Raw genomic sequence first — 15255 nt, forward strand, 5'->3', positions numbered from 1 at the left:
TCTCTTTATGCACCAAGGGTTGTTGGTACGCAACGCCCAATCGGCATGTCGTGCGATAAGGCACCACGGGGTTGATCGTGAATCGCGCACGGTGAGGCTGCGGGAGCAGCGGTCGCTACCGCGACGGGCGCCGCGGTAGCTCAAAGTCCGGTCCTGGTTGTGGGATAAGGCGTCAGGTGAGGACGTCGTCGGCGTCGACGATGGTGTAGGCGTAGCCCTGCTCGGCTAGGAAGCGTTGCCGGTGGGCCGCGTACTCGGTGTCGATCGTGTCGCGGGATACGACCGTGTAGAAGTGCGCCTGGCGGCCGTCGGACTTGGGGCGCAGTACGCGGCCGAGGCGCTGCGCTTCCTCCTGGCGGGACCCGAACGTCCCCGACACCTGGATGGCGACCGTCGCCTCGGGCAGGTCGATCGAGAAGTTGCCGACCCGCGAGATCACCAGGGTCTTCAGGGCTCCGGAGCGGAACTCGTCGAAGAGCCGCTCGCGCTCCTTGGTCGTGGTGGCGCCCTGCACGATGGGCGCGTCCAGAGCCTCGCCCAGTGAGTGGAGCTGGTCGATGTACGCGCCGATGACCAGGATCTGGTCGCCCTTGTGGCGCTCGACGAGGGCCTTGACCACGGGCAGCTTGCTGCGTGCGGTGGCGGCGAACCGGTACCGCTCCTCCTGGTCGGCCGTCGCGTACGCCATCCGCTCGTCGTCCGTGAGGGTGACGCGGACCTCGGTGCAGTCTGCCGGGGCGATCCAGCCCTGCGACTCGATGTCTTTCCAGGGCGCGTCGTACCGTTTCGGCCCGATCAGGGAGAAGACGTCCCCTTCCCGACCGTCTTCCCGGACCAGCGTGGCGGTGAGCCCGAGCCGGCGCCGGGCCTGGAGGTCGGCGGTGAACCGGAAGATCGGCGCCGGCAGCAGGTGCACCTCGTCGTAGATGACGAGGCCCCAGTCGCGGGCGTTGAAGAGGTCCAGGTGGGTGAAGGCGCCGCCGCGCCGGGCGGTGAGCACCTGGTACGTCGCGATGGTGACCGGGCGGATCTCCTTGCGCTCGCCCGAGTACTCACCGATCTCCTCCTCGGTGAGGGAGGTGCGGGCGAGCAGTTCGCGCTTCCACTGGCGGCCGGCGACCGTGTTGGTGACCAGGATCAGCGTGGTGGCCTGCGCCTGGGCCATGGCGGCCGCACCGACGAGCGTCTTGCCGGCGCCACACGGCAGCACGACGACACCGGAGCCGCCGGCCCAGAAGCCGTCGACCGCTTCCTGCTGGTACGAGCGCAATGTCCAGCCGTCGAACGCCAGGTCGATCTTGTGGGACTCGCCGTCGACGTATCCGGCCAGGTCTTCGGCCGGCCAGCCCAGCTTGAGCAGCGCCTGCTTGAGTCGGCCGCGCTCCGAAGGGTGCACGACGATCGTGTCGTCGTCGACGCGGCCGCCCAGCATGCCGGCGAGCTTCTTGGACTTGCTGACCTCGGTCAGTACGGCCCGGTCGAGGCCGCGCAGCACCAACCCGTCGGTGGGGTGGTTGAGCAGCTGCAGCCGGCCGTACCGGTCCATGGTCTCGGCGACGTCGACGAGCAGGGCGTGCGGCACGGGATACCGGGAGAAACGCAGCAGCGCGTCGACCACGCCCTCCGCGTCGTGCCCGGCGGCCCGCGCGTTCCACAGGCCGAGCGGGGTCAGCCGGTACGTGTGCACGTGCTCCGGCGAGCGCTCCAGCTCGGCAAAAGGTGCGATCGCCATGCGGCACGCCTGCGCGTCGGGATGATCGACCTCCAGAAGCAAGGTCTTGTCCGACTGCACGATCAGTGGTCCACCACTCACGCCCGGGCCCCTCCCAAAAAGACCCTCAAGTGTTGCACGACCTTGTCACACTCCCGAAGAAACATTTCATTTGACGCAACCGAGGTGGTACCTCTGTGCGTCTACGAAGGGACAGCTGCTCTGGGGAGGGCGCCGTGGTTTGGAGAGGCTCGCGCTTGATCGCGGTCGCAGTTGTCACGTTGATCGGCGCCGGAGCGTGCGCGTTCGAGTCGCAGCCTGACCAGCGTGGAGCGGATCTCCAGCCGGTGAGTGCGGCAGAAGGTAATACGGGGGCGAGCGCGACGCCCGGTCCGGTCGAAACACCCACACCCAGCCCCAAAGCGACAACCAGCCCCAAGACGACCGTCTCTCCCACACCCACGAAGACGACGAAGAAGACGACCAAGCCGGGCTGTGCGCAGGGCGATAATCAGCGCGAGGTCGAGACGGCGCTGGCCAAGCTGGGTGGCTTCGGCACGATCACCGTCGACGGCAAGCAGTCGGCCGCCGACTGCGCGGCGATCAAGAAGTTCCAGCAGCGGTACGGCATCTCCCCGGCCGCCGGACGAGCCGGCCCCACCACCGCCGACGTGGCGAAGCGGCTCGCCGCGACCGATACGCGCAAGTGCAAGGGCGGCAGCGGCACCACGTTCTGCCTCGACCTGACCCACCAGACGGTCTGGGCGATGAAAGGTGGCAAGGTCGTCCTGAAGCCGACCGTCACGCGTACCGGGATGTCCGGTTTCGCCACCCCGACCGGCGTCTACACGGTGCAGAACCGGGCACTGAAGGAGTGGTCGAACCCGTACGAGGTGTGGCTCCCGTACTGGCAGCGGTTCAACGGCGGGATCGGGTTCCACGAGACCACGACGTACATCCACGTGAAGTCGATCGGGTCGCACGGCTGCGCCAACCTGCTTCCGTCCGACGCCCGCGCCTTCTGGAAGCTCGGCAAGATCGGCACCCGGGTGCACGTGTTCGGACACCGGCCCGGCACTTAGGGCCTTAAGAGTCGAGCACTGCCGCGGTGATGCGGTGGAGTGCGAACGTGTGGAGCATCTCCGTGCGTTCGTCTTCGGCCCGCAGGTACCCCGCGCCTATGGAGACCGGGCGCACCAGCCGGGACGCGGTCGCCCCGTGCGCGTCGACGTATCCAACCCAGACCAGCGCCTTGTCGCGTACCGCCTGCTGAAGCACCGCGAGTGCCTGCGTGTGCGCCTGGACGGCCGTGAGCCCCTCGACGCCGTGGCCGTTGGCGGCGCGGACGGTGACCGGCGCCCGGCGAGCGGCACGGGCGGCCGCGTCGCCCCGCCGGATGTGCTCGACGATGCCCGCGAGCCGCGGGGCGGTGAGGATGGGCGGCTCCGTCTTCAGAGCGGCGGCCGCGCGCACCGCGGCTCGGCGGGTCTTCGGCCGGGCCACGACGGCGGCGCCGCTCGCGTCTTCGTGTACGGGCGGGTATCCGGCCTCGCGTAGCGCGGTGAGCAGCCGCCCGACCTGGTACGGCGTGGCCAGCACCGTGGGCGCCAGCCGCCGCAGCCCGAGTGAGGTGAGCCGCCGGTCGGCGAGGAGTTGCACGAGGAGCGCCTCGTCGTCGCTGCGGATGTAGGCGCCGGCGCCTCCGACCCTCAGCCCGCCGTGCTTGCGAGCGATGTCGTCGACCAGGTAGGTGAGGCCCTGCGGCACCGGGGTACGCGACCGGCGGCGGAACAGGGCGTGCAGGTCGTCGGCCGTGTACCCGGCGTCGAGAGCGCGCCTGATGCTGGCCTCGGTGACCCGGTACACGCTGGCCCCACCGGCGGACTCGTGCTCGGCGACCAGCTCCAGCTCGTCCGCGAGGGTTGGCTCGGGCGGGCCGGGCACCACGACGGTCAGGTCGGCCTGGACGAGAACGTGGTCGACGGGTGCCGGGAGCAGCCCGTCTAGCTGCCGGGCGACCTCGGAGAACTCGCTGTCGCCGCCGGCGCGCACGCCCAGCGGGTCGTTGTCGGCCGCGCCGCCTTCGCCGTCGGTCGCCGCCAGCAGCCGGCCGTACGAGGTGACCGCCCCCAGCCCGGTCACGCCCAGCGTGGCGGCGTCGGCGAGTACCGCGCGATGGGCGTTTTCGCGACCCTTCGCCCGGCGCGGCGCCCGCCACGTGAGCAGCGCCAGCACCTCCTCGGGCGCCGGTGCGGTGCCTGGTGGCAGTTCCCCCAACACTTCCAGCACCGCCTGGCGGGCGGCCGGCGCGCCGGCGCGTTCCACATCCATGGAGAGCGCGTTGATCGGGCGGTCGCGCTCGTCGCGCTGCCCGACGAGGCTCGCCTGCCTGGTCATCGCGAGCCACGCGGTGGCCAGCCGTTCCCAGCGCGGCGCGAGCGTCTGGCCGCGCCACGCGTCGTAGGCGACGGTGGGCAGGAACAGCGGCTCCCCGGACGACCGTTCGGCCTCACCGGCGAGGCCGGCGGCGTTGGCGACTTCCAGCAGGAGCGCGGCGACGGGCTCCTCGACCCCGATCGCCTTGGCGAGGCGGCGCAGGTCGCGTACGCCCACGCCGCCGGCGCGCAGCATCGCCGCCGGCTCGGCGTCAAGCGCGTCCAGCAACGCCTCGGTGAGCCGTACCGCTTCCATCGCCTGCCCGGCGCCAGCGGAGTCGGCGGTCTTCGGATCGCGGGTCGTGCCCGTCACCGCGGGCGGCTGCGGGCGTACCGCGCCGAGCGGGCCAGAGTCGCGGCGCAGGAGCAGCCCGACCTCGCGCGGCATCTCCACGGCCTCGTCGGAGATCCGCACGAGCAGCGCGTTGTCGACCAGCCAGGTGACCGGCGCGTTCGCGGAGCCGGTCAGGGTGCCCACCGGTGGCCCGGCCGCGAGGCGGTCGAGCACCGCGCGGGCCTGCGGCGGGGCCGCGAGCAGCGTCCGGCGCAGCCGCGCCGGGTCGGCGCACAGGGCCGCCGTGCCGGCGTCGAGGTCCGCCGCCGGCCGGCCCAGTCCGGCCGGGTACGGGGACGACACCTCGTCGACACCGGGTACGACGTGGAGGGCGTCGTCGGGGCCGGTGATCAGGAACAGGGCGCGCAACCGGGTCAGCGCGGCGCGTGCCTCGGGGCGGGCGGCCATCGCGAGTACCGCGTCGACCGAGGTCGTGCCGTCGGGGTCGCGGGTCAGCCGCGCGGCGTCGAGGATCTGGAGGGTGAAGTGGTCGAGCCCGTCGAGCGCGCGGGCCACCGAGACCCGGGACTGGGCGCGCACAGCCAGCGCCGACAGGTCGGCCGGGACGGGCATGACCAGGTCTGGGCGGAGCCGGAGCAGCTCGCCCAGCGCGGCGTCGGTCAGCGACCGCAGGTGGTCGGCGAATGTGGTGGCCATCGTCGTTCAACGCTAGCCGTGCGACGATGATCGCGGTAACGGCAATGGGGAGGAATGACCGGGTGACTGAACCGCTAGTGGTCGGATTCGACCTGGACATGACCCTGATCGACTCACGGCCGGGTATCGCGGCGGCGTTTCGGGCACTCAGTGCCCGCACCGGCGTGCACGTCGACGCCGACGCGGCGGTGGCGAGGCTCGGCCCTCCGCTGCGCCACGAGCTGCGGCTCTGGTTTCCGCCCGAGGACGTGGAGGCGGCGGTCACCGAGTACCGCGGGCTCTACCCGGACTACGCGATCACGCCCTCGGCCCTGTTGCCCGGTGCGGAGGCCGCCGTGCGGACGGTGCGCGACCTGGGCGGTGGCGTGGTGGTCGTCACGTCGAAGCTCGGCCGGCTCGCCCAGCTGCACCTCGACCACGTCGGCCTGGTGGTCGACCACGTGGCGGGCGATCTCTTCGCGGAAGGCAAGGCAACCGCGCTGACCGCCCATGGCGTGCGGCTGTACGTGGGCGATCACGTCGCTGACATGGTGGCCGCCCGCACGGCGGGCATCCCCGCGATCGGCGTCACCACTGGTCCGTGCACCGAAGAGGAGCTGACGGACGCCGGTGCGGATGTGGTCCTTACCGACCTGACCCGATTCCCAGCGGCGCTCTCGGCCCTCCTCCAGTTAGCCTTGTGAGAATCAGCAAATCTCAACGAAGTAGAGGTCAACGGTGCCTACCGGTCGAGTGAAGTGGTACGACGCGCAGAAGGGCTACGGGTTCGTCACCAGCGACGAAGGTGGGGACGTGTTTCTGCCCAAGGGTGCGCTGCCCGGCGGCGTCACCGACCTCAAGAGCGGTCAGCGGATCGAGTTCGGTGTGGTCGACAGCCGTAAGGGCGCGCAGGCCATGGGCGTCAAGGTGCTCGACGCGCCGCCGTCGATGGCAGAGCTGCGGCGCCGTCCCGCCGAGGAGCTGCATGGCCTCATCGAAGACATGATCAAGGTACTGGAAGCGAAGGTCATGCCCGACCTGCGGCGCGGCCGCTTCCCCGACAAGAAGACGGCTCAGACGGTCGCGCAGGTCGTGCACGCCGTCGCTAGTGAGCTTGAGCTCTGAGCAGCGCTTTGACCGCCGCGTGCCCGTCGTCTCCCAGGTCCGCGGTGTATTCGTTCACGTAGAGCGCGATGTGCTGGTCGACGACATCGCGCTCCATCTCCTGAGCGTGCGACAGCACGTAGTCGCGGCTCGCCTCGGGGTTGTCCCAGGCGTGCCGCACCGAGGCCCTGATCCATTCCGCCGCCGCGGCGGGGTCCACGACGCCGCGGCGGGCCAGGATCGCGCCCAGCGGGATCGGCAGCCCGGTCTCCGCCTCCCACCACTCGCCGAGGTCCTGTAGCGCGGTCAGCCCGTGCCTCTGGTACGTGAAGCGGGCCTCGTGGATCACCAGGCCGGCGTCGAACTGGCCGGCCGCGACGCCCGGCATGATCTCGTGGAACGGCACGACCTCGGTCTCGAACGACCTACCTTCGGCCCACTGCCGGAAAAGCAGGTACGCCGTGGTGCGTTCCCCAGGGATCGCGACCGTCTTGACGTTTGAATTGCCCTCGCGAGTGACCACGAGCGGCCCGCAGCCGCGGCCGAGCGCGCCGCCGCAGGGCAGCAGCTCGTACTTGTCGAGCAGCCACGGCAATGCCGCGTAGCTCACCTTCACCAGGTCGTACTCGCCCTTCTCGGCGGCGGTGTTGGTGATGTCGACGTCGGCGTAGGTCACGTCTACCGGCGGCGCGCCGGGCACCAGCCCGTGCACGAGAGCGTGGAAGACGAACGTGTCGTTGGGACAGGGCGAGATCGCCAGGGAGAGCGCCACGTACACAAAAGTAGCCCGGCCGAAGCCGGGCTACTTGTCATGGTTTATTTACAGCGTCCAGAACGCGATCGGCGAACCGAGCTCGTCCGTGAGCTGGATCTGCTTACCGGCACCGGCCGGCGTGTCGAAGACCACGAGCCCGCGGCTCGTCTGGCCCGAGGGCACGTCGCCGGACTCGAGCTGCGGCTCGTGCCCCGAGAAGATGGCGTTGCCGTCGCCGCTGTCGTAGACCTTCTCGTCGGCGGCCTGGTACTTGAAGTACAGCGGGTTGACCGCGAACTGCTTGTCCGTCACCTTGATCTGCACGTCGACGATGAGGTACTGGCCGTTCTTGGGCTTCTCGGCGATGTCACCCTTGCCCGCCTTGGCGGTGGTCACCTTCAGCACGGTGACCTCTGCCTTCGCGCCGGACTGGAGCTTGACGTTCAGCGCCTTGCCGACCTGTGTGGTGTCGTTCCTGCCCTTGTCCGCGCCCTTGTCCTCGCTCGCCGCCGCCCCGGTCTGCGTCGAGTCGCTGGGCTTTTCGGCACCGGCCTCCCCGGCCCCGCATCCGGCAAGCGTCAGCAGCAGGAATGTCGCGGCCACGATGCTCTTGCGCATGGTGCGGTGGTGTCCTTTCCTCCTGCGGCGACCACAGCGGTCGCCGACGTCCAGAAGCATCGAGGCACCCACTGCTAGATCGCTGGCGCTACGCTGCCACCCGGCCGCCCTGGCGCTGCCAGAGCGCTGCCACCGACTGCCATCCGCTTCCGAAGCGATGCCAACAGAGGAGGAAACCGCAGGTGACGACGCTGCGCTTCGGGTTGTTGGGCCCGGTGTGCACATGGAACTCCGGTGCGGAGATCGACCTCGGACCTGTCAAACAGCGGGCGGTTCTCGCGGTACTCCTGCTGAACGCCAACCAGCCGGTCCCGGTCGCCACCATTGTGGACGCGGTGTGGGGCGACGAACCGCCCGGCAACGGCCCGAACGTGGTGCAGAAGCACGTCTCCGGTCTTCGTCGGGCGCTGGAGCCCGACCGCCAGGCCCGCCTGCCCAGCCAACTGCTGACGCTGACCGAGGCCGGGTACGCCATCCGGGTGGAGGCGGGTGCGCTGGACGTCGATGCGTTCCGGGCGCAGGTGGAGCAGGCGTACCAGGCGCGGGCCGCCGGTGCCATGCCGTACGCCGTCGAGACGCTGCGCGCGGCCCTCTCACAGTGGCGCGGCACCGCCCTCGCCGGCCTTTCCGGCTCGTTCTTCGAAGTCGAGCGCGAGCGCCTCACTGAGCTGCGGATGAGCGCGATCGAGGAATCCGTCGAGATGGAGCTGCGGCTGGGCCGCCACGTCCAGCTCGTTCCCCAGCTCCAGGCCCTGGTCGCCGAATACCCGTCGCGGGAACGCCTGCGGGGCCTGCTCATGAGCGCGCTGCACCAGTCCGGCCGGGTCACCGACTCGCTGGCCGTCTACAAGGACGCCCGCGATCAGCTCGTCGACGAGTTGGGCATCGAGCCCGGAGCGGACCTGCGCAGGCTGCACCAGCAGATCGCCTCGTCACCGGCTCAGTCGCCGATCTCGCCGGCTTCGCCCATGGCGGCCCAGGCGATGGCGGTGGCCGCCCCAGCCCCACCGGCGCCGCCGTCGGGTCTCTCGTGGACGAACCGCCTCCTCAGCCTGTGGCTGCCTCTCGTGCCGTTCCTGAGCGTCGGCCTCCTCGCCTGGATACCGGCCGCCTACGGCGCGGCGCGGCTCCGCAGCCGAGTGCACGGTGCCATCGCGGCGGTCTACATGCTCCTCACCGGCGTGGTCCTCGTGTTCAGCACGCAGGGGGCCTCGGGCCTGTCCGACTTCGTGTTCAGCATGCTGTTTCTGATCGGGTGGATGGGCGGCACCGCGCACGCCGTGTATCTGCGCGCCAAGTTGTTGCGGCTGCGTAAGTCGCTGGCGGACCCGCTCGTCGCGATGGCCCGGCAGCGGCGCCACCGCAGGGAAGGCGCGCTCGAACTCCTCCGCCGCGAGCCGTCCCTCGCCCGTGACCTGCGCATCGGCCGCCCCGACCTGCCGAGGCAGTACGACGACGGCGGGCTGATCGACGTCAACGGCGTACCGGAGCACGTGCTCACCACCGCCCTCGGCCTGACCATCGAGCAGGCGCGCGGCATCGTCCTGGAACGGGAGCGGGTCGGTGGGTTCGCGTCGGTGGGGGAGCTGGCGAAATCCGGGCTGCTCCAGCAGAGCGAACTGCGCACGCTGCGTGACGTGTTGATCGTGGTCCGTTAGGTGCTGGGAGAGCCCGTCACCGCTGGTCGGGGCGGTCGTTAGGAGAACTGGCTGTGCCGTACAGCCTGCCGTCCCTTCCCAGCGGGGGGCTCTGTCCCGGGCCCCCCGCACCTCCCTTTCACAAGCCGGCCGGTGACCATTCCGGGCCGGCGGGTGTGTCGCGGACCTCGACGCCAGCCGCCGCCAGGCGGTCGCGGACCCTATCTGAGGTGGCCCAATCGCGCGCCTCTCGGGCACTCGCCCTGAACTCCAGCAGCAGCGACACGAACGGCTCCAGCACGGCGCGCGGGTCACGCGCCCCGACCCGCGCCAGCTCTCCCAGGCGTACGACCATCGAGCGCAACACCGCCCGTGCCTGCTCGCCCTCGTCGGAGACGTTGGTGTCGGCTGCCCAGTCGACGATCACCTGCTCGAGGTCGAGAAGCGCGCTGACGCAGCCATCGATGTCGCGGGCGGCCAGCGCCGCGCCGAACCGGTCGTCGAGCGCGTCGGCGGCCGCCTTGAGCGAGGTATCGGGGCTGAGAACGGCGGGCTCGACCGTGGCCTTGACCGGGCCGGCCGGTGCTGCCGCCCCACCGGGGATCGCCGCGAACTCGATCACCGAACCACTCGGGTGCACCACGCTGCGCCCCTGCCTGCGCACGGTGAAGCGGCCGTTGCCGGTGACCGTGGCCGTGCGCGTGGACAGGTCGAACAGGACCGCGGTGTGCTCGTCAACCCCGAGGATTACCGTGTCGGCCGGCAACTCGGCCTCCATGGCCGTGAGCCGTTCCTCGCCGAGGTAGCAGTACCGGGTGTCGTGGTGGCCGCCCTCGGCGTTGTCGTAGTGCGGGATCACCACGGACGGGAACCCCAGCACCGGCGAGACGAGGTCGAGCCCCGGCACCCAGTGCGGCTCGATGCCCGCCTTGTAGATCTCGTACACCGGCACGGTGTGACTGCCGAGAGTCAGCGCGGCGGCGCTCGCGAAGCAGACCGTGCCGTTGGCGAGCTTGCCGGCGATGAGGTCGGGCACGGGTGTGTCGTGCCACTGCCGCAGCGTGTACGTCGGGCTGCCCGGCCCGGCGAAGATCCAGCCAGCCTCCCGCAGACCCGACAGGGCACGCTCACGCACGAGCGTGTCGGCGGGCGGCCGGCGCCACGACACCACGTCGACATGGCGGCCCACGCTGGCGGCGAAGTAGTTGACCGCGCGCGCCGAGATGTCGTCGGCGTTGGACTGGAAGCCGTACGGAGTGTCGAGGAGCACCGCCTTGCGGTCGCCGACCCGCTCCAGGATCGCCCGGTGTGGCTTGACCATCGTGGGCGCCGTCTCACCCGACCCCATGATCACCAGCAAGCCACTCATGCGAGCGCCAGGAGGTCGTCGGCGAGCCGCTTCGGGTGCTGCGCGTGCAGGTCGTGGTCGCTGTCCGGGTACTCCTTGATGCTGGCCGTGGACAGCGCGCCGGCCGCGGCCCGCACCCGCGCACGGGCCTGTGCCGCGCGCTCCGGCTGGCCGGCGGGCAGCGCCGGCAGCAGCAGCACCGGCATCGACAGCGCCGGGTAGAACCGCTGCGGCGGATCGTCGAACATGCTCCGGACGATCTCCATGTGCCGGGGGATCGGCAACCGCCGCGTCACGGTGCCGTCGGGCTCTTCGCGCAGGTTGGCCGCGGTGGCCTCGATGGCGGCGGGCGACCAGTCGGGATGCGCGCGCCGCAGGTGCGCCCGCAGGTCGGTGCCCCGCAGCCCGTCGACGTCGGGCGGGCGCAAGGCTCGGGCGCACGCCTCCCACGAGTCGAACTGGGACGCGAGGTCGATCCATCCGCCGTCGACCAGAGCCAGCGCCGACACCAGGGCCGGGTGCTCGGCGGCGAACCGCACGGCCACGTTGCCACCCCAGGACTGGCCGGCCACGACCAGGTCGCGCAGCTCCAGGGCGGTGGCCACGGCGGCCAGGTCGGATGCCGCGGTAGCGGTGTCGAAGCCGCTCTCCGGCAGGTCGGACTCGCCGTGCCCGCGCAGGTCGACCGCGAACGACGGGTGGCCGGCCGCGGTCAGCGCGGCGGCCACCTCATCCCACAGCAGGGCGTTGGAGGCGAGCCCGTGCACGAGCAGGAAAGCCGGCGCGCGCTCGCCCTCGTGCCGGCGAACGCGCAGCGTAACCCCGTTGGCGACGGGCACCCGAAGGTCCATGCCGATCAATCTAGGCCCCGGGTGCGACACCTTCCAGAGAACGCAGCATCTCGGCGGCTTCCTCGGGTACGACGTCGTTGATGAAGACACCCATCGCCGACTCGGAGCCGGCCAGGTACTTCAGCTTGTTGGCGGCGCGCCGGATGCTGAAGATCTGGAGGTGCAGGTAGCTGACGTCGCGCCCGACCCGCACCGGCGCCTGGTGCCAGGCGGAGATGTACGGCATCGGGGTGCCGAAGAGCCCGTCGAAGCGGCGGAGCACGTCGAGGTACAGGGGGCCGAAGGCGTCGCGCTCGGCGTCGTCGAGCGCGGGCAGGTCGGGTACCTGGCGGTGCGGCGCGATGTGCACCTCGAACGGCCAGCGGGCGGCCACCGGCACGAACGCCGTCCAGTGCTCGTTGGCGGCGACTACCCGGGTACCCGTGGCGCGTTCGGCGGCGAGCATGTCGGCGTACACGCAGCGGTCGCCGGCCGCGGCGAGCATCGAGCGGGTCCGCGGGGTGACGAAGGGGTACGCGTAGATCTGGCCGTGCGGGTGGTGCAGGGTCACGCCGATCTCCACGCCCCGGTTCTCGAAGCAGAAGACCTGCTCGACGCCCGGCAGCGCCGACAGCTCGACCGTGCGGTCGATCTGAGCCTCCAGCACGGTGCGCACCCGCGACGGTGGCAGGCTGGCGAACGAGGCGTTGTGGTCGGACGTGAAGCACACGACCTCGCACCGACCCTCCGCCGGCCGCGCCACGATGTCCGGCGGCAGCTCGACCGGCCGGTCGCTGAACGACGGGAACCTGTTCTCGAAGACCACCACGTCGTACTCGGACGACGGGATCTCGGTCAGCCGGTCGCCCCGCGACGGACACAGTGGACACTCGTCGCTGGGCGGCAGGTGGGTGCGGGTCTGCCGGTGTGCCGCGATCGCCACCCACTCGTCGACCAGCGCGTCGTACCGCAACTGCGACGCCGGTGGCGGCGGGGGCAGGTCGCGACGGTCGGTCGTGTCGCGTACCGCGTCGTCCCGCTCGTCGAAGTAGATGAGCTGGCGCCCGTCGGCCAGCGTGGTCGGCAGCCTCTTCATGAGACGATCACCAGTTCCGCGACATGTTCGGTCAGGATTGCTTGGCCCGCGTCGGGCAGGCCGGCGTCGGTCACCACCGTGTGCGCCTCCTCCAGTGCGGCCATCGAGGAGATGCCCACCGTGCCCCACTTGGTGTGGTCGGCCAGGACCACGAGGCGTTCGGCCGCGCCGACGAGGGCGCGGTTGGTGTCCGCCTCCATGAGGTTCGGGGTGGTGAAGCCGGCGCGTTCGCTCATCCCGTGCACGCCGAGGAAGAGCACATCGAGGTGGAGCGTGCGGATGGCGCCGACGGCGACCGGGCCGACGAGAGCGTCGGACGGCGTGCGCACTCCGCCGGTGAGCACGACGGTCTGGTCGGGCCGGCCCGAGCGGTAGAAGATATCGGCGACCGGGATCGAGTTCGTCACCACGGTCAACCCGGCCACGTCGGTGAGCCGCCGAGCCAGCTCGGCCGTCGTGGTGCCCGCCGACAGCGCGATCGCGATGCCCGGCGTGACGAGTTCGGCGGCTCGGGCGGCGATACCGGCCTTCTCCGCCTGCTGCCGGATCGACTTCGCCGCGAAGCCGGGCTCGTCGGTGGAGCCCGGCTGCATCGACGTGGCTCCGCCGTGCACCTTGGCGAGCAGGCCGCGGTCGGCGAGCGCCTCCAGGTCGCGGCGGATCGTCATGTCCGAGACACCGAACTCGGTGGCGAGATCGGTGACCCGCACGCCGCCGGTGGCCCGGACGCGGTCGAGGATGGCGGCCTGACGCTGCGGTGCCAGCATCAGCCCTCCCGGAGAACGGCGACGGATCCGGCGTCGAGCCGGCCCGCCCACGGTGCGCCGGTGAGCAGGTCGGTGCCGGTCGCGTCGACCGTCGCGACCGCGTCGCCGTGGTTGAAGAGGAAGAGGTACGAGCGGCCGTCGGCGTGCCGGCGACGCACGGCCTCCACATCGGACGGCACCGGATGCGCCGGCGCGGCGCCGGCCTGGGCCGCCACCGAGGCGAGCAGCGCGCCCAACGCGGGGTCGGTGAGGCGCGTGCTGAGGTACCAGGCGGCGCCGCGCCTGGTGACGGCGGGGCCGCCGGCCACCGGGCCGTCCGCGTAGCGTGCGACCACGTCGGCGCCGTCGGCGTGCATGGCCTCCGTCCACACGGCTCCAGCTGTACCGTCATCGAGCCGCACCTCGTCGCCGGGGCGCAGCGGGTAGAACTCCTCGACCCGCACGCCCAGCAGCTCCGAGAACGCCCCCGGCAGCGGCGCCGGCCGCACCTTGTCGTACTCGTCCACCAGCCCGCTGTACGGTCCGACGACGAGCGTGCCGCCACCCTCCACATAGGAGCGCATGTTGGCGGCGTCGTTGTCGGTGACCGCGTACAGGGAAGGCGCCACCACGAGCCGGTACCCGGACAGGTCGGCGCCGGGCTGCGCCACGTCGGCCGTGATGCCGGCGCGCCACAGCGCCGCGTGCCAGCGAGTGATCTCCGCGAACGCGACCATGGCGGTGCTGGGCTGGTTCTCCGCCTCCTGCGCCCACGCGCTGGAGTAGTCCAGCAGCACGGCCACGTCGGCGACCGTACGCGAACCCTCCACTTCGGACAGCTTGGCCAGGTGCCCGCCGAGCGTCACCACCTCGCGCCAGACCTTCGAGTCGGTGCCGGCGTGCGGCACCATCGCCGAGTGCCACTTCTCCGAGCCGGCACGGCTGGCCCGCCACTGGAAGAACAGCGCGCCCTCGGAGCCGCGCGCGACGTGCCCGAGGCTGTCGCGGATCAGCTGGCGCGGCGCCTTGGCCAGGTTGTGCGGCTGCCAGTTGACCGCGCTCGTGGAGTGCTCCATGAGCAGCCACGGCGCGCCACCGGCCAGCGAACGCGTGAAGTCGGCGGCGAACGCCACCTGCGCCGGCCCCTCGCGAGGGTCGTCGGCGAGCAGGTAGTGGTCGTTCGACGCGAGCCGGTCGGGGCCGGTCAGCTCCCGCCCCCAGGCCCAGTAGTCGAGGTTGAAGCAGGACGACGCCATCAGGTTGGTAGTGATGGTCACGCCGGGTGAGAGCTTCTGGATCAGGTCGCGCTCGGCGATGAAGTTGGCCAGGTGCTCGTCGGAGCTGAACCGCTTGAAGTCCAGCACCTGGCAGGGGTTGGACGACGTGGTGGTGGCGCGTGGCGGCTGCACCTGGGCCCAGTCGGTGTACGTCTGCGACCAGAACGCCGTGCCCCAGGCATCGTTCAGCCCGTCGAGACTCTGATACCTGGCGCGCAGCCAGCCGCGGAACGCCTCGGCGGTCACGTCGCAGTAGCAGTGGGCGTTGGCGCAGGCGTACTCGTTGTGCACGTGCCACATCGCGATCGCCGGGTGGTCGTGGTACCGCCGGGCGAGCTGCTCGGTCATCCGGATGGCGGCCTGCCGGTACACCGGGGAGCTGGGGCAGAACGTCTGGCGGCTGCCGTACGTGAGCCGGCGCCCGTCCCGCTCGACGGGCATCGCCTCCGGGTGCGCGTGCGAGAACCAGGCGGGCGGGGAGGCGGTGGGGGTGGCGAGGCTGACCTGTACGCCACTGCGGTGCAGCCCGTCGATGATGCGGTCGAGGCGGTCGAACTCGTACCGCCCCTCGGCCGGCTCCAGCCATGCCCAGGAGAAGATGCCGACGCTGACCAGGTTGACCCCGGCCTCGCGCATGAGGGCGAGATCGTCGGCCCAGACCTCTTCGGGCCACTGCTCGGGGTTGTAGTCCCCGCCGTAGTGGAGCGCCACCAGCTCTCCTCACACCGC

Annotated in this window: 12 protein-coding genes and 1 pseudogene; 4 read left to right on the forward strand and 9 right to left on the reverse strand. The window is 71.1% G+C overall.

Annotated elements, in window-relative coordinates; genetic code table 11:
- Nucleotides 1-172 precede the first annotated feature (172 nt).
- Nucleotides 173-1813, reverse strand: a complete 1641-nt coding sequence (locus QMG73_RS18330; protein WP_281897168.1) for a DNA repair helicase XPB — start codon at nt 1811-1813, stop codon at nt 173-175.
- 134 nt (nt 1814-1947) lie between these two features.
- Between QMG73_RS18330 and QMG73_RS18335 the strand changes: the two genes are divergently transcribed.
- Nucleotides 1948-2793, forward strand: coding sequence for a L,D-transpeptidase family protein (locus tag QMG73_RS18335; protein ID WP_281897171.1), 846 nt, complete (start codon nt 1948-1950; stop codon nt 2791-2793).
- Between the two features lie 4 nt (nt 2794-2797).
- Here QMG73_RS18335 and QMG73_RS18340 read toward each other — a convergent pair whose 3' ends face one another.
- A complete protein-coding gene (locus tag QMG73_RS18340; protein ID WP_281897174.1) occupies nt 2798-5137 on the reverse strand; it encodes a helicase-associated domain-containing protein in 2340 nt (779 codons plus the stop codon).
- Nucleotides 5138-5199: 62 nt separating this feature from the next.
- Here QMG73_RS18340 and QMG73_RS18345 point away from each other — a divergent pair, with 62 nt between their 5' ends.
- Both QMG73_RS18345 and QMG73_RS18350 read left to right on the forward strand, forming a co-directional pair.
- A complete protein-coding gene (locus QMG73_RS18345) occupies nt 5200-5820 on the forward strand; it encodes an HAD family hydrolase (protein WP_281897177.1) in 621 nt (206 codons plus the stop codon).
- A gap of 34 nt (nt 5821-5854) precedes the next feature.
- Nucleotides 5855-6241: a cold-shock protein gene (locus QMG73_RS18350; protein WP_281897179.1), complete on the forward strand. Its 387-nt coding sequence runs from the start codon at nt 5855-5857 to the stop codon at nt 6239-6241.
- On the opposite strand, the pseudogene QMG73_RS18355 reads toward QMG73_RS18350, so the two are convergent.
- Nucleotides 6240-6992 (reverse strand): annotated as a pseudogene (locus QMG73_RS18355) (1,4-dihydroxy-6-naphthoate synthase); the annotation flags it as partial. The gene QMG73_RS18350 and the pseudogene QMG73_RS18355 overlap by 2 nt on opposite strands.
- 48 nt (nt 6993-7040) lie before the next feature.
- Nucleotides 7041-7652: a DUF4352 domain-containing protein gene (locus QMG73_RS18360; RefSeq protein WP_281897184.1), complete on the reverse strand. Its 612-nt coding sequence runs from the start codon at nt 7650-7652 to the stop codon at nt 7041-7043.
- A gap of 122 nt (nt 7653-7774) precedes the next feature.
- Between QMG73_RS18360 and QMG73_RS18365 the strand changes: the two genes are divergently transcribed.
- Entirely contained in the window at nt 7775-9250 is a 1476-nt protein-coding gene (locus QMG73_RS18365) for a BTAD domain-containing putative transcriptional regulator (RefSeq protein ID WP_281897185.1), read from the forward strand.
- A gap of 118 nt (nt 9251-9368) precedes the next feature.
- Here the strand turns inward: QMG73_RS18365 and QMG73_RS18370 are convergent, their stop codons facing one another.
- Genes QMG73_RS18370 through QMG73_RS18390 form a run of 5 tightly spaced genes read right to left on the reverse strand, consistent with a single transcriptional unit; the run spans nt 9369 to nt 15237 of the window.
- The gene (locus QMG73_RS18370) at nt 9369-10598 is read right to left on the reverse strand and encodes a CysS/YqeB C-terminal domain-containing protein (protein WP_281897187.1); all 1230 of its coding nucleotides are present in this window, start codon (nt 10596-10598) and stop codon (nt 9369-9371) included.
- Complete coding sequence (locus QMG73_RS18375) at nt 10595-11428, reverse strand: alpha/beta fold hydrolase (protein WP_281897190.1); 834 nt, start codon at nt 11426-11428, stop codon at nt 10595-10597. Before QMG73_RS18375 ends, QMG73_RS18370 begins: the two co-directional genes overlap by 4 nt.
- A 10-nt stretch (nt 11429-11438) precedes the next feature.
- A complete protein-coding gene (galT, locus tag QMG73_RS18380; protein WP_281897193.1) occupies nt 11439-12503 on the reverse strand; it encodes a galactose-1-phosphate uridylyltransferase in 1065 nt (354 codons plus the stop codon).
- On the reverse strand, nt 12500-13270 hold the full coding sequence (locus QMG73_RS18385) for a DeoR/GlpR family DNA-binding transcription regulator (protein ID WP_281897194.1): 771 nt from the start codon (nt 13268-13270) through the stop codon (nt 12500-12502). The genes galT and QMG73_RS18385 overlap by 4 nt, the downstream gene beginning before the upstream one ends.
- Complete coding sequence (locus QMG73_RS18390) at nt 13270-15237, reverse strand: beta-galactosidase (RefSeq protein WP_281897196.1); 1968 nt, start codon at nt 15235-15237, stop codon at nt 13270-13272. The genes QMG73_RS18385 and QMG73_RS18390 overlap by 1 nt, the downstream gene beginning before the upstream one ends.
- Nucleotides 15238-15255: the final 18 nt, after the last annotated feature.

Source organism: Phytohabitans aurantiacus (genome assembly GCF_027923225.1).
In the GTDB taxonomy this organism is placed as follows: Bacteria; Actinomycetota; Actinomycetes; order Mycobacteriales; family Micromonosporaceae; genus Phytohabitans; species Phytohabitans aurantiacus.